The organism is Streptomyces longhuiensis (genome assembly GCF_020616555.1).
GTDB classification, from domain to species: domain Bacteria; phylum Actinomycetota; class Actinomycetes; order Streptomycetales; family Streptomycetaceae; genus Streptomyces; species Streptomyces longhuiensis.
In genome coordinates, this window is record NZ_CP085173.1 from 5,298,684 (window position 1) to 5,316,909 (window position 18,226).

Here is an 18,226-nt window from a genome sequence, read left to right on the forward strand (position 1 = left end):
GGGGCGCCGCGGGCTACGCAGCGCTTCAATCACGCTTCTCACATCATTCCTCACGCTATGTGACGGCGAAAGTGTAAAGGACGAGGATGTGACGGGAGTGGACCTGCGCGTCGAGTGTTTTCCCATGGCCGCCGCGAACGGGCTGGCGACGCCGGTGCTCGTGTGGGCCCCGTTACTGATCTCTTCCGGTCAATCGGGCGGCTCCCAGGATGCCGACAACGCCCGATCGGGCCCTCGGCCGCTGCTCCCGCTAGACCTGCTATGCCCTGAGCCACGGCCGGCAGGAGAGCTGAGCAACGCTGCCTACCGGACCAGATCCGCGTGCTTCGGCCCCCTCTTCGGCCTCCAGGCACGACAGAGGCCGCATACGAGAATTCGTATGCGGCCTCTGACCAGCGTCGGGGTGGCGGGATTTGAACCCACGACCTCTTCGTCCCGAACGAAGCGCGCTGCCAAGCTGCGCTACACCCCGATGTCGTTGCTCCACTTCCCTGCGGTTCCGCAGGTCGTGGCGACATCGATTACTTTAGCGGACCGGCGGCCGTAGACGAAATCCGGTTTTCTCAGGGCCTGGGGGTCAGGGTCAGGAGGGTCGCCTCCGGGGGGCAGGCGAAGCGGACCGGGGTGTACCGGTTGGCGCCGCAGCCGGCTGAGACGTGCAGGTAGGAGCGGTGGCCTTCGGCCTCGTGGGTCGACAGGCCCTTCACGCGGTCCGTGTCCAGGTCACAGTTGGTGACCAGCGCCCCGTAGAAGGGGATGCAGAGCTGGCCGCCGTGGGTGTGCCCCGCCAGTACCAGCGGGTAGCCGTCTGCGGTGAACGCGTCCAGGGCCCGCAGATACGGCGCGTGCACGATGCCCATCGAGAAGTCGGCGCCCGAGTCCGGGCCGCCCGCCACGTGCGCGTACCGGTCGCGCTTGATGTGCGGGTCGTCCAGGCCCGTGAACCCGATCTCCATGCCCTCGATCTTGAGGGCGCCCCGCGTATTGGTGAGGTTCAGCCAGCCCGCCCCGTCGAAGCCGTCGCGCAGGTCTTCCCACGGGTTGTGGACGACGCCGACCGCAGGGGCGTTGCCGTTGAGGCCGTGGGCGCCGCGGGCCTTCTCGAAGAGATAGCGGGCCGGGTTCTTGAGCCGGGGGCCGTAGTAGTCGTTCGAGCCGAAGACGTACGCCCCCGGGAACTCCATCAGCGGGCCCAGCGCGTCCAGGACCTCCGGCACGCCCTCCGGGTCGGACAGGTTGTCGCCCGTGTTGATCACGAAGTCGGGGCGCAGGCCGGCCAGGGAGCGCAGCCAGCGCTGCTTCTTGCGCTGTCCGCCGACCATGTGGATGTCGGACACCTGGAGGACGCGCAGTGGGCGCATCCCCGCGGGGAGCACCGGGACCGTGACCCGTCGGAGGCGGAACGAACGGGCTTCGAACCCCGCCGCGTAGATCAGTCCGGCGGCGCCCGCCGCCGTGATGCCTGCTGTCACTTTCAGGGGAATCCCGTATCGCGCGCGCATACGCCCATCGTGTCAGACCCGGCAGGTCCCGGAAATCAAGGGGCGTAGGGCAATGCGTACCTGCGACAATCGCTGCATGACCACGCTCAAGTCGAAGCTGCAGGAAGACCTCACCGCCGCGATCCGGGGGCGTGACGAGCTGCGCTCCTCGACGCTCCGGCTCACCCTCTCCGCCATCACGAAGGAGGAGGTCGCGGGCAAGACGGCGCGCGAGCTCTCCGACGACGAGGTGCAGAAGGTGATCACCCGCGAGGCGAAGAAGCGCCGCGAGGCCGCCGAGGCGTTCGCGCAGGGCGGCCGCACCGAGCAGGCCGAGCGGGAGAAGGCGGAGGGTGTGGTGCTCGCCGAGTACCTGCCCAAGCAGCTCTCCGACGACGAGCTGCACCAGATCGTCGCCCAGGCGGTCGAGGAGGCCAAGGCGGCCGGCGCCGAGGGGCCGCGCGCCATGGGCCAGGTCATGAAGATCGTGAACCCGAAGGTCGCGGGCCTGGCGGAGGGCGGCCGCGTGGCCGCCGTCGTGAAGCAGCTGCTCGCCGGCTGAGCGGGCCGGCCCTGCGGGGCGGGAGGGAGAGCCGGGCCTGAGCCAGGCGTCTCGCCCCCGTCCCCGCCCTCACCACACATACGCGGATGGGGCGCCCCCGACAAAGGGGGCGCCCCATCCGCGTACCGTCACTGCCCAAGGCGCGTCCGCCTCGGCCGCGTTCGACTCAGCGGCGTCCGCCTCCGTGCCCGTTGCCGCCGCCGATGACGCCCGGCGGGAGGGTGATGCCGGGCCAAGGGCTCTTGCCCTTGCTGCCCGGGCTTCCGTCGCCCCCGTCCGGGCCCTCGTCCTGGTCCCTGTCCCGGTCCCTGTCCCGGTCCTTGTCGGGGTCGGGGATGTCGATCAGGTTGAAGCCGGGGGACGGCTTGCCGGAGAGGGCGCCGACCATGGCGTCCCTCCAGATCGGTCCGGGGACCTGGCCGCCGAAGACCTTCGGCTGGTACTGGCCGCCGATGGTGATGTTCTCCATCTTGACGTCCTGCAGGGCGCTGCCGACCCAGACCGCGCCGGACAGGTTCGGCGTGTACCCCACGAACCAGGCGTTCTTACGGCTGTCGGTCGTACCGGTCTTGCCCGCGTTGTCCCGGTCGGTCAGACCGGCCTCCTGGCCCGTACCGGAGTCGATCACGCCGCTCAGCAGGGTGTTGATGCTGTCGGCGGTCTTCGTGGTCATCGCGCGCGAGCACGACGACTTCGGCACCGGCAGCGACTTGTCGCCGGGGGCCGTGATCGACTCGATGGCGACCGGCGTGCAGTACGTGCCGCGGTTGGCGAAGGCGGCGTACGCGCTCGCCATGGTCAGTGGCGAGATGCCCTTGGAGCCGAGGGCGATGGCCGGGACCTCGGGGAGCTTGTCGCCGTTGCCCTGGACGACGCCCAGGTTGTCGGCCATGTCCATCACGGGGCACATGCCGGTGTCGCCGATCATCTGCACGAAGTAGGTGTTGATGGACTTGGCCATCGCCTCCTTCAGCGCGTACGGACCGTACTCGGACTCGTTCTCGTTCTCCACGGTGAAGCCGCCGTTGTTCACCCACGGCTTGCCGCTGCACGTCTGGACCGACTTCGGATACGGCATCCGGTACGGCGCCGGATACGACTTCGTCACCGGGGTGCCCTGCTCCAGGGCGGCCGCGGCGAGGAACGGCTTGAACGTCGAACCCGTCGGGAAGCCGAAGTTCGACCCGCTCATCTTGCGGTCGACCGAGTAGTTGATCTGCGTCTCGTTCTTGCCGAAGCCGTACGGCTTCGACTGGCCCATGCCGAGGATCTTGCCGGTGCCCGGCTCGACGAACGTGGCCGCCGTCGCGACCTTGTCCGTCTGGTAGACGTGGTCCTTGATCGACTCCTGCACCGATTCCTGCGTCTGCGGGTCGAGAGTGGTCTGCACCCTCAGGCCGCCGCGGTTCCAGAGCTTCGCCCGTGCTTCCTTCGTCTTGCCGAAGACGGGGTCGGTGAGGAACACCTCGCGCACGTAGTCGCAGAAGAAGCCCGCGCCCTTGACCGCCGTGATGCAGCCGTTCTGCGGCCTGCTGATCTTCAGGCCGAGCGGCTTCTCCTTGGCGCGGTCCGCGTCGTCCTGGGAGATGTCGTGCGTCTCGGCCATCCGCTGGAGCACGACGTTCCGTCGCTTGATGGCCTCCGCCTCGTCGTTGACGGGGTCGTAGCGGCTCGGGGACTGGACGATGCCGGCCAGCATCGCCGACTCCTCCATCGTCAGGTCCTTCGCCGGCTTGGAGAAGTAGCGCTGCGAGGCCGCCTCGACGCCGTACGCCTGCTCACCGAAGTACGTGATGTTCAGGTAGTTGGCGAGGATGCGCTTCTTGCCGAGTTTGTCCTCGAGCTGGATCGCGTACTTCAGTTCGCGGATTTTGCGGCCGATCGTCTGCTGGGTGGCCTGGGCGAGCTTCGTCGGGTCGTCGCCGGCCTCCTCCATGAAGACGTTCTTCACGTACTGCTGGGTGAGCGTGGACGCGCCCTGCGCGACACCGCCGCTCTGCGCGTTCTCGTTGATCGCGCGCAGGATGCCCTTCAGGTCGATGGCGCCGTGCTCGTAGAAGCGCGAGTCCTCGATCGCGACGAGCGCCTTCTGCATGTACGGCGAGATGTCCTTGAGGGGCACCACTGTGCGGTCGCGCGAGTAGACCGTCGCGATCGCGCCGCCCTTGTTGTCCAAGATCGTGGTGCGCTGACTGAGCGGCGGCTGCTTGAGGTTGGCCGGGATCTCGTCGAATCCCTCGACCGAGCCCTTCGCCGCGAGGCCGAGCGCACCCGCTGCGGGCAGCGCGATTCCGGCGAGGACGGCTCCCGCTAGGACACTGACACCAAGGAACTTGGCGGCCTGCTGAGTCGGTGACAGTCCACCGCCCGAGCGCTTCTTTCCCATGAGGGCAGCCTACGTTCTGATTCTCCGGACAGGCGTATATGCCTTGGCCTAAGCTGCACTCAACTGTCACAGCAGTGCGGTCACGTATCAAGACGTCCGGCGAACCCGAATCGTTCCGGTAGTCATCTCACCACTCCGCCGCGGTCCTTCCGTGGCCGGTGGGGGCGTGTCCGAAACCGCCTTGAGTGTCACCCGGTGTCCGCTGTGACTCAACTGAAACACCCCGGTTTGCCGGGTTTGTCGCGCATGCCCTCGGCTCACTCCGTCGGGTGATCTGCCGCTTACGCATAGTCCGTTCGGGCCATTCAAGATTGGGCCCGAAGGGGGTGTTGCGCTGTGCCCACCTTCCGTAACGTCCTCAACTGGCGGCGGTGAATATGCCGCTGCCGCCGTGGGGGAGCCTCGATTCGGGAGAGGACGGCGCCGGTATGGGCTGGGTAACCGACTGGAGTGCGCAGGCGGCCTGCCGCACTACCGATCCAGATGAACTGTTCGTTCAAGGAGCAGCGCAGAACCGGGCGAAGGCGGTGTGCACCGGATGCCCGGTGCGGACCGAGTGCCTGGCCGACGCGCTGGACAACCGCGTCGAGTTCGGCGTGTGGGGTGGCATGACTGAGCGGGAACGCCGCGCGCTTCTGCGCAGGCGTCCCACCGTCACCTCGTGGCGCCGGCTGCTCGAGACGGCTCGTACGGAGTACGAGCGCGGTGCGGGCCTGCTGCCCGTGGACATCGACGACGACGAGACGTACGAGAGGTACGCCGCCGTGGGGTGAGGGGGCCGAGCTCCCTCGATGGCGTCCGAGGGGTGCGAGCCGTGTGGTGGCCCGCGCCTCGGAAGACGTCCGTACGGCTCACGCAGCTCCGGCCGGGTCCGCACCGGCCGCGAGCCGGTCCCCGATGCTTCTGAGGCCTGCCAGGTCGTGCACATCGCCGGGCAGGGCGCCGACTTCGGTGACCGCCACCTCCGGGTGGAGCGCCGCGAAGCGGTCGCGTGTGCGCTGCTCGCGTGCCAGCAGCTGCATGCGCTCCGCGTGCAATCGCAGTAGCCCTGCCGTGAGTTGGTCCGTGGCCGTGCGATCCGTGGTCGCGTGGTCTGCGGGTGCGTCGTCCGTGGTCGCGCCGGCAGGCGTGCTGGTGGCCGGCGAGTTGGGCGCGGGTGTCGTAGCGGGTACGCTATGTGGGGTTTTGTCCGGCGTCTGGGCATGCTCGTCGGGCGTGTCCCTTGCTGGGGCGGGGGAGCCTGCTTCGGGAGAGGTACGCAGCTCTACATTCCCGCCCCCCTGATCCACAATGCCGCGCTCGTCAAGATTTTCTGCGGCGGCGAGCGCACGCTCGGCCGACAGCTGCGCGGCACCGCTGCCGTGCACCCTGTTCAGCACCAGCCCGGCCAGCGGCATGTCCTCCGCGGCGAGGCGCTCCACGAAGTACGCCGCCTCGCGCAGCGCGTCCCGCTCCGGAGCAGCGACCACCAGGAACGCCGTACCGGGGGCCTGGAGCAGCTTGTACGTCGCGTCGGCGCGCGTGCGGAAGCCGCCGAACATCGTGTCCATCGCCGCCACGAATGTCTGTACGTCGCGCAGGAGTTGGCCACCCAACAGTTTCCCGAGCGCGCCCGTCATCATCGACATCCCGACGTTCAGGAACTTCATGCCGGCCCGGCCGCCGACCTTCGCCGGCGCCATCAGGACCCGGATCAGCTTGCCGTCCAGGAACGAGCCGAGACGTTTCGGCGCGTCCAGGAAGTCGAGCGCCGAGCGGGACGGAGGCGTGTCGACGACGATCAGGTCCCACTCGTCCTGGGCCCGCAGCTGGCCCAGCTTCTCCATCGCCATGTACTCCTGCGTGCCCGCGAAGCCCGCCGAGAGCGACTGGTAGAAGGGGTTGCCCAGAATCGCCTCGGCCCGCTGGCCGTCCGCGTGCGCCTCGACGATCTCGTCGAACGTCCGCTTCATGTCGAGCATCATCGCGTGCAGTTCACCGCCCGCCGTGTCGTCGATGCCCTTCACACGGCGCGGGGTGTTGTCCAGCGAGTCGATGCCCATCGACTGGGCCAGCCTGCGGGCCGGGTCGATCGTCAGCACGACCACCTTGCGGCCGCGCTCCGCGGCGCGCAGGCCGAGCGCCGCCGCCGTCGTCGTCTTGCCGACGCCGCCCGAGCCGCAGCACACCACGATGCGCGTCCTGGGGTCGTCGATGAGTGGGTCCACGTCGAGTACGTGGGTGTCTGTCGCGTTCAGGCTCAGGGACGACGTCATGTGTCTCTAGATCCCTTGCTTCCGCAGTTCCGTGGCCAGCCGGTACAGGCCCGCCAGGTCCATCCCCTCGGTCAGCAGCGGCAGTTCGTGCAGGGGCAGGCCCGAATCGGCCAGCACCGCGCGCTGGCTGTGTTCCAGCTCGTGCCGTTCCGCGTACTCCGCAGCCTGGTCGAGGAGCGGGGTCACCAGGCGTTCGGCGCCGCCGCCTCTGCGGGCGCCGCCCAGGCCCGCCGCGGACAGGGACTTGGCGATGGCCGTCCGGGGCACGCCGCCCTGCGCCAGCGCCAGTTCGGCCTCGTCGAGGACTGCCGGGCGCACCATGTTCACGATGAGCCGGCCCACGGGGAGGTTCGCGGCCTGCAGCTCCGCGATGCCGTCCGACGTCTCCTGGACAGGCATCTCCTCCAGCAGCGTCACCAAGTGCACCGCTGTCTCCGGCGACTTGAGGACCCGCATGACCGCCTGCGCCTGGTTGTGTATCGGTCCGATCTTGGCCAGGCCCGCGACCTCGTCGTTCACGTTCAGGAACCGGGTGATGCGGCCCGTCGGCGGGGCGTCCATCACCACGTAGTCGTAGGTGTATTTGTTCTGTTTCGTCTTGCGGCGCACAGCCTCGCAGGCCTTGCCCGTCAGGAGTACGTCCCTCAGGCCCGGCGCCACCGTCGTCGCGAAGTCGATCGCGCCCAGCTTCTTGAGCGCCCTGCCCGCGCCGCCCAGCTTGTAGAACATCTGGAGGTAGTCCAGCAGCGCCAGCTCTGGGTCGATGGCGAGTGCGAACACCTCGCCGCCCCCCGGGGCTACCGCGATCTTCCGTTCCTCGTACGGCAGCGCTTCGGTCTCGAAGAGCTGTGCGATGCCCTGGCGTCCTTCCACCTCCACCAGGAGAGTGCGCTTGCCCTCGGTCGCGAGGGCGAGCGCCAGTGCGGCGGCGACCGTGGTCTTTCCGGTACCGCCCTTGCCGCTGACGACCTGGAGCCTGCTCACGTCTTCGAGCCTAACCAGTCCGCACGCGGGCTACGCAGGAGGCTGTCGGTCATCGCCGGTCCAGCGGCTACAGTCGGCCGTATGACCAAGTGGGAATACGCGACCGTGCCCCTTCTCGTGCACGCGACCAAGCAGATTCTGGACACCTGGGGCGAGGACGGCTGGGAGCTCGTCCAGGTCGTGCCCGGGCCGAACAACCCCGAGCAGCTCGTGGCCTACCTGAAGCGGGAGAAGGCATGAGCGGGGTCGTCGACGCGCGCCTCGCCGAACTCGGGCTGACCCTGCCCGAGGTCGTGCCGCCGCTCGCCTCTTACCAGCCGGCCGTGCAGTCCGGTGTGTACGTGTACACGGCCGGTCAGCTGCCGATGGTGGACGGGAAGCTTCCGGTCACCGGGAAGGTGGGGGCCGAGGTCACCGCCGAGCAGGCCAAGGAGCTGGCCCGTACGTGTGCGCTGAACGCGCTCGCCGCGGTGAAGTCCGTTGCCGGCGATCTCGATCGGGTCGCCCGGGTGGTGAAGGTCGTCGGGTTTGTCGCCTCCGCGCCCGACTTCACCGGGCAGCCGGGTGTGGTGAACGGGGCCAGTGAGCTCTTCGCCGAGGTCCTCGGCGACAAGGGTGTGCACGCTCGGTCCGCCGTGGGTGTGGCCGTTCTGCCGCTGGACGCGCCTGTTGAGGTCGAGGTTCAGGTCGAGCTCGTTTCGGCTTGAGCGGAATGCTCCGCTGAGGGGCGTGGTTCGTGGTTCGGTTTTCCTGGTTCCTGGTTCCTGGTTCCTGGTTCCGGGTTTCTGGTTCGGCCGAGGTTGGGGTCGGGTGAGGTCCTGGGCAGGTCCGGGTCTCTTCCGGTGCGCTCCGTCCAGTTGGGGGCGGGGCCGCGCCGGGATGTACGTGCTCGCTGTTCTATGGCGTTACGTTGCCCAGCCGATTGCCCGCATGTGGTGCTGGTGGCTCCGCGCGCACATCCCGCCACGGCCCCTCTCGTTTCGTACGCGGCTGCCGGGCGGTGGGTGATCTGCCGGGGCGGCTCGCTGGTGTGCGGGTGCGGGGCCGTGGGTGGTTCTTGGGGCTCTGTCGTACTTGATCGTCTGTGGCTCTCGAACATCCGCTTGGTAGCGGATAGCCTCCGGCCATGGCGAATGGGCAGTGGTATCCCCCGGAGTGGCCCGAGCGGATTCGTGCGCTCGCGGCGGGTGAGCTGGCGGCCGCCGTGCCGCGGCGGGCCGCGACCGTCATGCTTCTGCGGGACGCGGTCGCCGGTCCCGAAGTGCATATGCTGCGTCGACGCGCCTCCATGGCTTTCGCCGGGGGCGCGTACGCGTATCCGGGCGGAGGTGTGGATCCCCGTGACGACGAGTCGGTCGTGCGGTGGGGCGGGCCCTCGCGCGCGGCCTGGGCGGCGCGGCTCGGCGTGGACGAGAAGGCGGCGCAGGCGATCGTGTGTGCCGCCGTGCGGGAGACGTACGAGGAGGCGGGCGTGCTCCTCGCCGGGCCCGATGCGGCGTCCGTGGTGGGGGATACGACCGGGGAGTCCTGGGAGGACGACCGGGAGGCGCTCGTCCGGCGGGAGTTGTCGTTCGGGGAGTTCCTCGGGCGGCGCGGGCTGGTTCTGCGGTCCGATCTGCTGGGGGCCTGGGCGCGGTGGATCACGCCCGAGTTCGAGCCCCGGCGGTACGACACCTGGTTCTTCGTCGCCGCCCTGCCTGAGGGACAGCGCACCCGTAACGCCTCCACCGAAGCTGATCGGACCGTGTGGATCCGGCCCGAGCAGGCTGCCGAGGGGTACGACAAGGGCGAGCTCATGATGATGCCGCCCACGATCGCGACGCTGCGGGCGCTGGCCGGTTTCGACAGCGCCGAGGGGGCCCTCGCGGGTGCTGCGGCGCAGGATCTCTCCCCTGTGCTCGCCCAGGCCCGGCTCGAGGCTGGGGAGATTGTTCTGTCCTGGCCCGGTCATGATGAGTTCACCAAGCACATTCCGACCGCGTCCGGGGGAGCCTCCGCATGACCGAAGCCGCAGCCCTTCCCGGACAGCCCCGCGGCGGGGTGCTGTCGGGGCCCGCCACCGCGCGCGCGGTCAACGTGCTGGCTCCGAACGCCTCGGCGATGACCCTGGACGGGACCAATACGTGGATCGTTTCCGAGCCTGATTCCGAGCTTGCCGTCGTGATCGATCCCGGGCCGCTCGACGACGTGCATCTGGAGCATGTGGTCGCGGTCGCCGAGGCCGCCGGCAAGCGCGTCGCCCTGACCCTTCTCACCCATGGGCATCCCGATCACGCGGAGGGTGCCGGCCGGTTCGCCGAGCTGACCCGGACCGACGTGCGGGCCCTCGATCCTGATCTGCGGCTCGGGGACGAGGGGTTGGCGGGTGGGGACGTGGTGACGGTCGGCGGGCTGGAGTTGCGTGTTGTCGCGGCTCCTGGGCATACCGCCGATTCGCTCTGCTTCCATCTGCCCGCCGATCGGGCCGTGCTGACCGGAGACACCGTGCTCGGGCGCGGGACCACCGTCGTCGCCCATCCCGACGGGCGGCTCGGGGACTATCTCGACTCGCTGCGGCGGCTGCGGTCCCTCACCGTCGACGACGGGGTCGACACCGTGCTGCCGGGGCACGGGCCCGTACTCGAGGACGCCCAGGGCGCCGTCGAGTACTACCTCGCCCACCGCGCCAACCGGCTCGCCCAGGTCGAGACCGCCGTCGAGAGCGGTTATGCCTCGGCGTCAGAGATCGTCGCCCATGTGTACGCGGCCGTGGACCGGTCTCTGTGGCCTGCCGCCGAGTTGTCCGTTCTGGCCCAGCTCGACTACTTGAAGGAGCACGGGCTGATCTAGAGGTCCGCCCGGATCAGGGTCTTCAGACGGTCCTCGTCCGAGAGGATGTTCAGTTCGGTGACTCTGCCGCCGGTGATCGTGAACGACATCAGCGATGCCGGGCGGCCCTCCGGCAGGGCGAGCAGGCCGATCGAGCCGTTCACCAGCACGATGCGTACGTGCGGTGCCATGTGCTGGAACGTGATCGCGCCGGACGCCACCGTGTGAGCGCCTCGGACCAGGCGCGACAGCCCCGTCGCGCCGGCGTCCGCCCGGAGCAGTACGTCCGGGTCCAGGACCGCGACCAGGCGTTCGAAGTCGCCTTCGCGGGCCGCCGAGAGGAACGCCTCCACGATCTCGCGCTGCCGTACGGGATCCGTCTCAGGCGGCGGCGCTCCCTGGACGCGGCGGCGCGCGCGGCTCGCCAGCTGCCGGGTCGCCGCCGGTGTGCGCTCCACGATCGGCGCGATGTCGTCGAACGGCACCGCGAACAGGTCGTGCAGCACGAACGCCAGCCGCTCCACCGGCGCCAGCGAGTCCAGGACCACGAGCAGCGCCAGGCCCACCGAGTCGGCCTGGAGTGCCTGTTGTTCGGGATCCGGGGCGTCCGGGCTCGTGACCAAGGGGTCGGGCACGTGCGTCTCCAGGGGCTCTTCGCCCCTCGCCTTGCGCGAGCGCAGCAGGTCCAGGCAGATCCGGCCGGTGACGGTGGTGAGCCAGCCGCCCAGGTTCTCGACGGCCGAGGTGTCGGACCGCTGAAGCCGCAGCCACGTCTCCTGTACGGCGTCCTCCGCCTCGCTGAGCGAACCGAGCATCCGGTAGGCCACGGCACGCAGGTGACCCCGTGACTCCTCGAACCGCTCGGCCAGGGTGTCCGTCGACGCTGAGCTCATCGGTGTCCTGCTTCCCGGGTCATGGGCGGGGGGCCTTCACTCCGTGCACGGCTTCGTATTCTGCCGCCAGCCACGGTCCCAGGTCCTCGGTGTAAGCCCTGAGGGTGTGCGGTGCGCCCATCGGTTCGTACGCGGCCTGCGCCGCCTGTCGCATCGCGTCCGCCCGCTGCGGGTAGTACGTGCCGAACGCCTCGGCCATCTGCGTCAGATCGCTGGTCCAGCCGTTCCAGCGGGGCATCACGAGCGTGAATCCGGTGCGGACGAGGTGACGGGAGATCAGGCGGTCCAGGGTGCGGGGGTCGTCGCCTCGCGCGATGCGTTCGCGCCAGCGCGCCAGGAACAGGCGCAGGTCGCCGTTGGTCTCCCGGGCCAGGAGGGAGTCGGGGCGGTAGCGCGGCAGGTACTCGGCCAGGTCCTCGCCCAGCAGCGGCGTGCAGAGGCAGGCCACGAACCAGCCGAGGTCGTGCCGTTCGAGGTCGCTGAGGACCTGGGACCGGCTGAGGATGATCAGGCCCACGCCGTCGATCTGGGCGAAGTCCTTGTCCAGCACGTCGGCCAGGGCCTTGGCTTCCGCCCTGTCCTCGTCCGTCGGCTCGTCGCGCAGTGCGAGGAGGAGGTCGAGGTCGCTGCGGCCGGGGCGGGCCGTGCCGCGCGGCACGGAGCCGTAGAGATACGCGCTCGTCATCCGCGGCCCGAAGGCGGCGAGCAGACTGTCGCGCGCCGCGGACACCACGGGGCGGAAGTCCGGCTGGATCCGGCTCAGAGAGCCTTCGCGCTCGATGAATCCGCTGACGTCGAGACCGCGGGTGGTGGTCGCCATGGGTCCACTGTGCCGGGTCGGGCGGACGTAGTCCCGGCATTTTCCGCGGCGGTGAACGGGTGATCCCGCCTCCCCGGAGGGAGACGGGACCCGGTGTACGAAGGTGTCAGCGCGAGCGCTTCGCGAGGCGCTCCACGTCGAGCAGGATCACGGCGCGGGCCTCCAGGCGGAGCCAGCCGCGGCCCGCGAAGTCCGCGAGCGCCTTGTTCACCGTCTCGCGGGAGGCGCCGACCAGCTGGGCCAGCTCCTCCTGCGTCAGGTCGTGCACGACGTGGATGCCCTCCTCCGACTGCACGCCGAAGCGGCGGGAGAGGTCCAGGAGCGCGCGGGCCACGCGGCCCGGCACGTCCGAGAAGACCAGGTCGGACATCTGGTCGTTGGTCTTGCGCAGGCGCCGGGCGACGGCGCGCAGCAGCGCGGAGGCCACCTCGGGGCGCGCGTTCAGCCAGGGCAGGAGGTCGCCGTGGCCGAGGCCGAGGAGCTTGACCTCGGTGAGCGCGGAGGCGGTCGCCGTGCGCGGGCCCGGGTCGAACAGCGAGAGCTCGCCGATCAGCTCGCCGGGGCCGAGCACCGCGAGCATGTTCTCGCGTCCGTCGGGGGAGGTGCGGTGGAGCTTCACCTTGCCCTCGGTGACCACGTACAGGCGGTCTCCGGGGTCGCCCTCGTGGAAGAGGGCGTCGCCGCGCGCGAGGGTCACCTCACTCATGGAGGCGCGGAGCTCCGCGGCCTGCTCATCATCGAGCGCCGCGAAAAGCGGGGCGCGCCGCAGAACGTCGTCCACGAGTTTCTCTCCTATGTCGACCTGCATCCGGGGACCGTGTTCCCGCTCCCCATTTTGCCGGACGGTCCAAACGGTGTGATCAGTCACTCAGGCACAAGTCTGCCGCACCGGGGTCACAAGCTGTGGGGGAGGGGGCCAATCGAGGACTGATCCGCGGGGTCCACGGCGGATGTCAGCGGCTGCCTTTAGGCTGGCCGAGTGTCCAAAACGCCGGTGAGAGCACAGGCCAAGGGGGCTGGGACGGTGACCGCAGGACGTAATTCCGCTGTGGGCGAACAGGCCTCGGCCGCGCCCGAGAAAGCGGCAAAAGGGGTAAAAGGGGCGCGGGGTGCCGGTGGTGCCGCGGCCTCTGCGGGGAAGGGGGCTGGTGGTACCGGGGGTGCCGGTGGTGCCGCGGGTTCCGGAGGGAAGCGTGCTGCCGCGAAGAAGACCGGTGCCGCGAAGCCGGTGAAGAAGGCTGTCGCCGCCAAGCCCGTGAAGAAGGCCGTCGCAGCCGAGCCGGTGACGAAGGCCGCTGCCGCGAAGCCCGCCAAGTCCGTGACGAAGGCCGCTGCCGCGAAGCCGGCCAAGTCCGTGAAGAAGGCTGCCGCCAAGCCCGAGTCCCGTACCGCCCTCGTCCGGCGTGCCCGGCGTATCAACCGTGAGCTCGCCGAGGTGTATCCGTACGCCCACCCCGAGCTGGACTTCGAGAACCCCTTCCAGCTCCTCGTCGCCACGGTGCTGTCCGCCCAGACCACCGACCTGCGGGTCAATCAGACGACGCCCGCCCTCTTCGCCAAGTACCCGACCCCGGAGGACCTCGCGGCCGCGAACCCCGAGGACGTCGAGGAGCTGATCAGGCCCACCGGGTTCTTCCGCGCCAAGACGAAATCGATCATGGGGCTCGCGGTGGCCCTGCGGGACGAGTTCGGGGGCGAGGTCCCGGGGCGTCTCGAAGACCTCGTCAAGCTGCCCGGCGTCGGCCGCAAGACCGCCTTCGTCGTGATGGGCAACGCCTTCGGGCGGCCCGGGATCACCGTGGACACGCACTTCGGGCGGCTCGTGCGGCGCTGGAAGTGGACGGAGGAGACCGATCCGGACAAGGTCGAGAAGGCTGTCGGCGAGCTCTTCCCGAAGAGCGACTGGACGATGCTCTCGCACCGCGTGATCTTCCACGGCCGCCGGATCTGCCACGCCCGCAAGCCCGCCTGCGGCGCCTGTCCGATCGCCCCGCTCTGCCCGGCCTACGGGGAGGGCGAGACCGACCCGGAGAAGGCCAAGAAGCTCCTGAAGTACGAGAAGGGCGGCTTCCCCGGCCAGCGCCTGAAGCCCCCGCAGTCGTACCTGGACGCCGGCGGTGTCCCGGCGCCCCCGCTCGGTGCCACCGCGCCGCCCGCCACGGGGGAGTGACGCATCGCGGAACGAACGGCGGGGACGCAGGCGTTGTGTTCAGTTGGACGGGGGTGCCTATGACACATGCACACAGTGAGGCGCACGAGGAGCGCGTCACGAAGGACGAGCCGGTGCGGCTGAGCCGGGAGGGGCTGCCCGAGTGGCTCGACCCGGTCGTGAAGGCCGCGGACACGGTCGAGCCGCTCCAGATGAGCCGCTTCCTGCCGCCCGAGAGCGGCGCCGGGCGGCAGTCCGCCGTCCTGATCCTCTTCGGGGAGGGCGAGCGCGGCCCCGAGCTGCTGCTCATGGAGCGGGCCACCTCGCTGCGCTCGCACGCGGGCCAGCCGTCCTTCCCGGGCGGCGCCCTCGACCCGGAGGACGGCGATCCGCGTACGGACGGGCCGCTGCGCGCCGCCCTGCGCGAGGCGGAGGAGGAGACCGGGCTCGATCCGCGCGGCGTCCAGCTCTTCGGCGTCCTGCCGAGGCTGTACATCCCGGTGAGCAGCTTCGTGGTGACGCCGGTCCTCGCCTGGTGGCGCACCCCGACGCCGGTGCAGGCGGTCGACCCGGCGGAGACGGCCCGCGTCTTCACGGTGCCCGTGGCGGATCTCACGGATCCGCGCCATCGTGCGACGGCGGTCCACCCGAGAGGCCACCAGGGCCCGGCGTTCCTCGTCGAATCGGCTCTGGTCTGGGGCTTTACGGCCGGAGTGATCGACCGGATCCTGCACTACGCGGGATGGGAGCGCCCCTGGGACCGCAGTAAGCAGGTCCCACTCGACTGGCGCTCATGACAGGGTGGCCCACGTGAATGTGCTGGACATCCTGCTGCTCGTAGCCGCCGTGTGGTTCGCGATCGTGGGCTACCGCCAGGGCTTCGTCGTCGGCATCCTGTCGGTGATCGGCTTCCTGGGAGGCGGCCTCGTCGCGGTCTACGTCCTGCCCGCCATCTGGAGCGCGGTGACGGACGGGGCCAAGGTGAGTACGACGGCGGCCGTCGTCGCCGTCATCGTGGTCATCGTCTGCGCCTCCGTGGGACAGGCGTTCACCACGCACCTGGGGAACAAGTTGCGCCGGTACATCACCTGGTCCCCGGCCCGAGCCCTGGACGCCACGGGCGGCGCCGTGGTGAACGTGGTGGCGATGCTCCTGGTCGCCTGGCTCATCGGCTCGGCCCTGGCCGGCACGACGCTGCCCACGCTCGGCAAGGAAGTGCGCAACTCCAAGGTCCTGCTCGGCGTGTCCAGAGCCCTGCCCACGCAGGCGAACTCCTGGTTCGCGGACTTCTCCTCGGCGCTCGCGCAGAACGGCTTCCCGCAGGTCTTCAGCCCGTTCTCGAACGAGCCGATCACCGAGGTCCAGCCCCCCGACCCGAGGCTGGCGAACAGTTCGGTCGTGCGGACGGCAAAGCGCTCCATCGTCAAGGTGACGGGCCAGGCCCCCAGTTGCGGCAAGGTCCTCGAAGGTTCCGGCTTCGTCTTCGCCGACCGCCGCGTCATGACGAACGCGCACGTGGTCGGCGGCGTGGACGAGCCGAACGTGCAGATCGGCGGCGAGGGCCGGATGTATGCGGCGAAGGTCGTCCTCTACGACTGGAAGCGCGACATCGCCGTGCTCGACGTGCCGACGCTGAAGGCGCCCCCGCTCCAGTTCACGTCCACGGACGCCGAGCGCGGCGACAGCGCGATCGTCGCCGGCTTCCCGGAGAACGGCGCGTACGACGTCCGCCCCGCGCGCGTGCGCGGCCGCATCACGGCCAACGGCCCGGACATCTACCACCGCGGCACCGTGCGACGCGATGTGTACTCGCTCTACGCGACCGTCCGCCAGGGCAACTCCGGCGGCCCGCTGCTCACGCCCGAAGGCAAGGTGTACGGCGTGGTCTTCGCGAAGTCACTCGACAGCGCCCAGACCGGGTACGCGCTCACCCGCGACGAGATCAGTCCGGACATCGCCCGCGGCCGCACGGCCAACCAGCAGGTGGACAGCGACAGCTGCGCCCTGTGAGGTTCTGGAGGCGGTGCGGGCGCGGCCGGTGAGGCGTCAGTCGCGCGTGTGCCGCAGCCGGGCCGAGACCCAGCGGGCCCGGCGGCGCAGGATGCGGGGAATGTTGATCCCCGGAGGGGTTTGGTCATGGCCCGATTCCTGCGGGCCACCCCCCGGATGACGGCTCAGCACCGTGGCTGAGCGGCGGTTGCGTGCTGCGTCACTGTAGTCGTGCGTCCAGCCCATACCCCGACGTGTGCCCGTGCCCCAAGGTCGGTAATCGCGCGCACGCCCCCCAATTGGCCTATGCGCCAGGCAATTGGCAGTTCGAAGGACAGTTGTTCCCGGACATGGCTCGAACACGTCACCCGATCGTGTGAGGGCGGCTGTGCAGGCCGTCACCGGTCGGGCTCGGGGTCCTTCAGCCAGCTGACCAGTTCGTTGGAGAACGCGACCGGGTCCTCCTCGTGCGGGAAGTGCCCCAGACCGTCGAACAGCCGCCAGCGGTAAGGCGCTTCGACGTACTCGCCGGAGCCCGCCGCGCTGCGCGTACGCATCACGGGGTCGAGCGAGCCGTGCAGATGCAGCGTCGGCACTCGCACCGGACGCTTCATGCGCCGGTTGAACTGGATGCCGTCCGGGCGGGCCATCGACCGCACCATCCAGCGGTACGGCTCGACCGAGCAGTGCGCCGTGGACGGGATGCACATGGCGCGCCGGTAGACGTCCACGACCTCGTCGTCGGGGAGGCGCGGCCCGGACCAGTCCCGGATCAGCCGACCGACCAAGGCGCCGTCGTCCGCGACGAGCTGACGCTCCGGCACCCACGGCCGCTGGAAGCCCCAGACGTACGAGCCCGCGGCGGTCTGTTTGAGGTCGGACAGCATCGCCGAGCGCCAGCGCCGGGGGTGCGGCATCGAGGAGACCACGAGCCGGCGCACCAGCTTGGGCCGCATGACGGCCGCGGTCCACGCGAGATAGCCGCCCAGGTCGTGCCCCACGAGTGCCGCGTCGGGCTCGCCGAGGGACCGTACGACGCCCGTGATGTCGAGGGCGAGGTTCGCCGGGTCGTAGCCGCGGGGGGTGCGGTCGCTGCCGCCGACGCCGCGCAGGTCCATGGCCACGGCCCGGAACCCGGCGTCGGCGAGTGCCACCATCTGGTGTCGCCACGTCCACCAGAACTGGGGGAAGCCGTGCAGGAGCAGGACCAGTGGTCCGTCGCCCATCTCGGCGATGTGGAAGCGCGCGCCGTTGGCGGCGACGTCCCGGTGGGTCAGCTCGCCGCCGCCCGGGACGTCGATGCGTACGACCGAGGCGGGCTGGGCCGAAGGGGTGGCGGGGTCCGTCATGAAGACGAGCGTGCCACAGCCTCGACCGTGTCACCGACTCGGTTCGCCGGGGCCACCTGACGGGGGTGCGGTTTGGCGTTCCCCAGTACGCCTGCCGTCTCCTTGACCGAGGCGGCGACCTTCTGCGGGCCCTTGGCCTTCTTGGCCTTCTTCGCGAAGGCGACGCCGATCAGGGCGAGCAGTCCGGCCACGAGCACGTTCGCCGCGAAGGACAGCAGGAAGCACCAGCCGAGGTTCCAGCCGCCGTCGCCGTTGTGCCCGCCCGTCCATGCCTGGATCCCGTAGGCGAGCGCGAAGCTCAGCATCGGCAGCGAGAAGAGCAGGACCAGGCCGGCCGCCGACAGCGCACCGCCGCTGATCGCGCCGCGCTTCACGTCCTGCTTGAGCTGGGCCTTCGCCAGGGCGATCTCGTCGTGCACCAGCGCGGACATCTCGGTCGTGGCCGTGGCGACCAGCTGGCCGATGCTGCGCTCGGCGCCGACCGGTGTGCCGTCGGGTGCGCTCATCGCGTACTCCCTCGTCTCTTCGCGGGCTTGTGAAGCGGGCTGTG

19 protein-coding genes and 1 tRNA gene are annotated in these 18,226 nt (G+C 70.0%); 9 read left to right on the top strand and 11 right to left on the bottom strand.

Translation table 11 applies throughout. The features are described 5' to 3' along the window. Positions 1 to 398 precede the first annotated feature (398 nt). Positions 399 to 472, bottom strand: a tRNA-Pro gene (locus LGI35_RS24535). A gap of 91 nt (positions 473 to 563) precedes the next feature. After that, complete coding sequence (locus LGI35_RS24540; RefSeq protein WP_227296507.1) at positions 564 to 1,502, bottom strand: metallophosphoesterase; 939 nt, start codon at positions 1,500 to 1,502, stop codon at positions 564 to 566. 76 nt (positions 1,503 to 1,578) lie between these two features. Here LGI35_RS24540 and LGI35_RS24545 point away from each other — a divergent pair, with 76 nt between their 5' ends. After that, positions 1,579 to 2,043 carry a GatB/YqeY domain-containing protein gene (locus LGI35_RS24545; RefSeq protein WP_116511657.1) on the top strand — a complete coding sequence of 155 codons (465 nt, stop codon included), beginning with the start codon at positions 1,579 to 1,581 and terminating at the stop codon, positions 2,041 to 2,043. 166 nt (positions 2,044 to 2,209) lie between these two features. On the opposite strand, the gene LGI35_RS24550 is transcribed toward LGI35_RS24545, so the two are convergent. After that, a complete protein-coding gene (locus LGI35_RS24550) occupies positions 2,210 to 4,429 on the bottom strand; it encodes a transglycosylase domain-containing protein (protein ID WP_227296508.1) in 2,220 nt (739 codons plus the stop codon). Positions 4,430 to 4,857: 428 nt separating this feature from the next. On the opposite strand from LGI35_RS24550, the gene LGI35_RS24555 reads away from it, so the two are divergent. After that, positions 4,858 to 5,202, top strand: a complete 345-nt coding sequence (locus LGI35_RS24555; RefSeq protein WP_206302096.1) for a WhiB family transcriptional regulator — start codon at positions 4,858 to 4,860, stop codon at positions 5,200 to 5,202. Positions 5,203 to 5,280: 78 nt separating this feature from the next. Here the strand turns inward: LGI35_RS24555 and bagB are convergent, their stop codons facing one another. Continuing rightward, on the bottom strand, positions 5,281 to 6,684 hold the full coding sequence (bagB, locus tag LGI35_RS24560; protein WP_227296509.1) for an ATPase BagB: 1,404 nt from the start codon (positions 6,682 to 6,684) through the stop codon (positions 5,281 to 5,283). Between the two features lie 6 nt (positions 6,685 to 6,690). Beyond that, the gene (bagA, locus tag LGI35_RS24565; protein ID WP_227296510.1) at positions 6,691 to 7,668 is read right to left on the bottom strand and encodes an ATPase BagA; all 978 of its coding nucleotides are present in this window, start codon (positions 7,666 to 7,668) and stop codon (positions 6,691 to 6,693) included. An 81-nt stretch (positions 7,669 to 7,749) separates the two neighbouring features. Between bagA and sp36 the strand changes: the two genes are divergently transcribed. The 4 genes from sp36 to LGI35_RS24585 all read left to right on the top strand — a co-directional run bounded on the left by sp36 (position 7,750) and on the right by LGI35_RS24585 (position 10,497). Beyond that, positions 7,750 to 7,908 carry a Sp36 family protein gene (gene sp36 / locus LGI35_RS24570; RefSeq protein ID WP_003967454.1) on the top strand — a complete coding sequence of 53 codons (159 nt, stop codon included), beginning with the start codon at positions 7,750 to 7,752 and terminating at the stop codon, positions 7,906 to 7,908. Continuing rightward, positions 7,905 to 8,375 (top strand): RidA family protein, encoded by a 471-nt coding sequence (locus tag LGI35_RS24575; protein ID WP_116511647.1) that lies wholly within the window; start codon positions 7,905 to 7,907, stop codon positions 8,373 to 8,375. Before sp36 ends, LGI35_RS24575 begins: the two co-directional genes overlap by 4 nt. A 419-nt stretch (positions 8,376 to 8,794) precedes the next feature. Then, positions 8,795 to 9,670 carry an NUDIX hydrolase gene (locus tag LGI35_RS24580; protein ID WP_227296511.1) on the top strand — a complete coding sequence of 292 codons (876 nt, stop codon included), beginning with the start codon at positions 8,795 to 8,797 and terminating at the stop codon, positions 9,668 to 9,670. After that, positions 9,667 to 10,497 carry an MBL fold metallo-hydrolase gene (locus LGI35_RS24585; protein ID WP_227296512.1) on the top strand — a complete coding sequence of 277 codons (831 nt, stop codon included), beginning with the start codon at positions 9,667 to 9,669 and terminating at the stop codon, positions 10,495 to 10,497. Before LGI35_RS24580 ends, LGI35_RS24585 begins: the two co-directional genes overlap by 4 nt. Here LGI35_RS24585 and LGI35_RS24590 read toward each other — a convergent pair. The 3 genes from LGI35_RS24590 to LGI35_RS24600 all read right to left on the bottom strand — a co-directional run bounded on the left by LGI35_RS24590 (position 10,494) and on the right by LGI35_RS24600 (position 12,970). Continuing rightward, positions 10,494 to 11,369, bottom strand: coding sequence for a sigma-70 family RNA polymerase sigma factor (locus LGI35_RS24590; RefSeq protein WP_227296513.1), 876 nt, complete (start codon positions 11,367 to 11,369; stop codon positions 10,494 to 10,496). The genes LGI35_RS24585 and LGI35_RS24590 overlap by 4 nt on opposite strands. 19 nt (positions 11,370 to 11,388) lie before the next feature. Continuing rightward, the gene (locus LGI35_RS24595) at positions 11,389 to 12,189 is read right to left on the bottom strand and encodes a nucleotidyltransferase domain-containing protein (protein ID WP_227296514.1); all 801 of its coding nucleotides are present in this window, start codon (positions 12,187 to 12,189) and stop codon (positions 11,389 to 11,391) included. A gap of 106 nt (positions 12,190 to 12,295) precedes the next feature. Further along, entirely contained in the window at positions 12,296 to 12,970 is a 675-nt protein-coding gene (locus LGI35_RS24600) for a Crp/Fnr family transcriptional regulator (RefSeq protein WP_100596519.1), read from the bottom strand. Positions 12,971 to 13,417: 447 nt separating this feature from the next. On the opposite strand from LGI35_RS24600, the gene nth reads away from it, so the two are divergent. From nth to LGI35_RS24615, 3 genes are read left to right on the top strand one after another with little or no spacing between them, the layout of a single operon-like run. Beyond that, positions 13,418 to 14,359: an endonuclease III gene (gene nth, locus LGI35_RS24605; protein WP_227296515.1), complete on the top strand. Its 942-nt coding sequence runs from the start codon at positions 13,418 to 13,420 to the stop codon at positions 14,357 to 14,359. A gap of 59 nt (positions 14,360 to 14,418) precedes the next feature. Continuing rightward, entirely contained in the window at positions 14,419 to 15,135 is a 717-nt protein-coding gene (locus tag LGI35_RS24610) for an NUDIX hydrolase (RefSeq protein WP_227296516.1), read from the top strand. Positions 15,136 to 15,148: 13 nt separating this feature from the next. Then, a complete protein-coding gene (locus LGI35_RS24615; protein WP_227296517.1) occupies positions 15,149 to 16,348 on the top strand; it encodes a MarP family serine protease in 1,200 nt (399 codons plus the stop codon). A gap of 36 nt (positions 16,349 to 16,384) precedes the next feature. On the opposite strand, the gene LGI35_RS24620 is transcribed toward LGI35_RS24615, so the two are convergent. From LGI35_RS24620 to LGI35_RS24630, 3 genes are all read right to left on the bottom strand, one after another. Next, positions 16,385 to 16,573, bottom strand: a complete 189-nt coding sequence (locus LGI35_RS24620) for a hypothetical protein (RefSeq protein WP_116511639.1) — start codon at positions 16,571 to 16,573, stop codon at positions 16,385 to 16,387. A gap of 152 nt (positions 16,574 to 16,725) precedes the next feature. Next, positions 16,726 to 17,676 carry an alpha/beta fold hydrolase gene (locus LGI35_RS24625; protein WP_227296518.1) on the bottom strand — a complete coding sequence of 317 codons (951 nt, stop codon included), beginning with the start codon at positions 17,674 to 17,676 and terminating at the stop codon, positions 16,726 to 16,728. Continuing rightward, positions 17,673 to 18,182, bottom strand: coding sequence for a phage holin family protein (locus LGI35_RS24630; RefSeq protein WP_227296519.1), 510 nt, complete (start codon positions 18,180 to 18,182; stop codon positions 17,673 to 17,675). Before LGI35_RS24630 ends, LGI35_RS24625 begins: the two co-directional genes overlap by 4 nt. Positions 18,183 to 18,226: the final 44 nt, after the last annotated feature.

What these genes read in the sequence shown, in the direction of transcription:
- LGI35_RS24540 (WP_227296507.1), bottom strand. Translation starts at nt 1,502, where the DNA reads ATGCGCGCGCGATACGGGATTCCCCTGAAAGTGACAGCAGGCATCACG.
- LGI35_RS24545 (WP_116511657.1), top strand. Translation starts at nt 1,579, where the DNA reads ATGACCACGCTCAAGTCGAAGCTGCAGGAAGACCTCACCGCCGCGATC.
- LGI35_RS24550 (WP_227296508.1), bottom strand. Translation starts at nt 4,429, where the DNA reads ATGGGAAAGAAGCGCTCGGGCGGTGGACTGTCACCGACTCAGCAGGCC.
- LGI35_RS24555 (WP_206302096.1), top strand. Translation starts at nt 4,858, where the DNA reads ATGGGCTGGGTAACCGACTGGAGTGCGCAGGCGGCCTGCCGCACTACC.
- bagB (WP_227296509.1), bottom strand. Translation starts at nt 6,684, where the DNA reads ATGACGTCGTCCCTGAGCCTGAACGCGACAGACACCCACGTACTCGAC.
- sp36 (WP_003967454.1), top strand. Translation starts at nt 7,750, where the DNA reads ATGACCAAGTGGGAATACGCGACCGTGCCCCTTCTCGTGCACGCGACC.
- LGI35_RS24575 (WP_116511647.1), top strand. Translation starts at nt 7,905, where the DNA reads ATGAGCGGGGTCGTCGACGCGCGCCTCGCCGAACTCGGGCTGACCCTG.
- LGI35_RS24580 (WP_227296511.1), top strand. Translation starts at nt 8,795, where the DNA reads ATGGCGAATGGGCAGTGGTATCCCCCGGAGTGGCCCGAGCGGATTCGT.
- LGI35_RS24585 (WP_227296512.1), top strand. Translation starts at nt 9,667, where the DNA reads ATGACCGAAGCCGCAGCCCTTCCCGGACAGCCCCGCGGCGGGGTGCTG.
- LGI35_RS24590 (WP_227296513.1), bottom strand. Translation starts at nt 11,369, where the DNA reads ATGAGCTCAGCGTCGACGGACACCCTGGCCGAGCGGTTCGAGGAGTCA.
- LGI35_RS24595 (WP_227296514.1), bottom strand. Translation starts at nt 12,189, where the DNA reads ATGGCGACCACCACCCGCGGTCTCGACGTCAGCGGATTCATCGAGCGC.
- LGI35_RS24610 (WP_227296516.1), top strand. Translation starts at nt 14,419, where the DNA reads ATGACACATGCACACAGTGAGGCGCACGAGGAGCGCGTCACGAAGGAC.
- LGI35_RS24620 (WP_116511639.1), bottom strand. Translation starts at nt 16,573, where the DNA reads ATGGGCTGGACGCACGACTACAGTGACGCAGCACGCAACCGCCGCTCA.
- LGI35_RS24625 (WP_227296518.1), bottom strand. Translation starts at nt 17,676, where the DNA reads ATGACGGACCCCGCCACCCCTTCGGCCCAGCCCGCCTCGGTCGTACGC.
- LGI35_RS24630 (WP_227296519.1), bottom strand. Translation starts at nt 18,182, where the DNA reads ATGAGCGCACCCGACGGCACACCGGTCGGCGCCGAGCGCAGCATCGGC.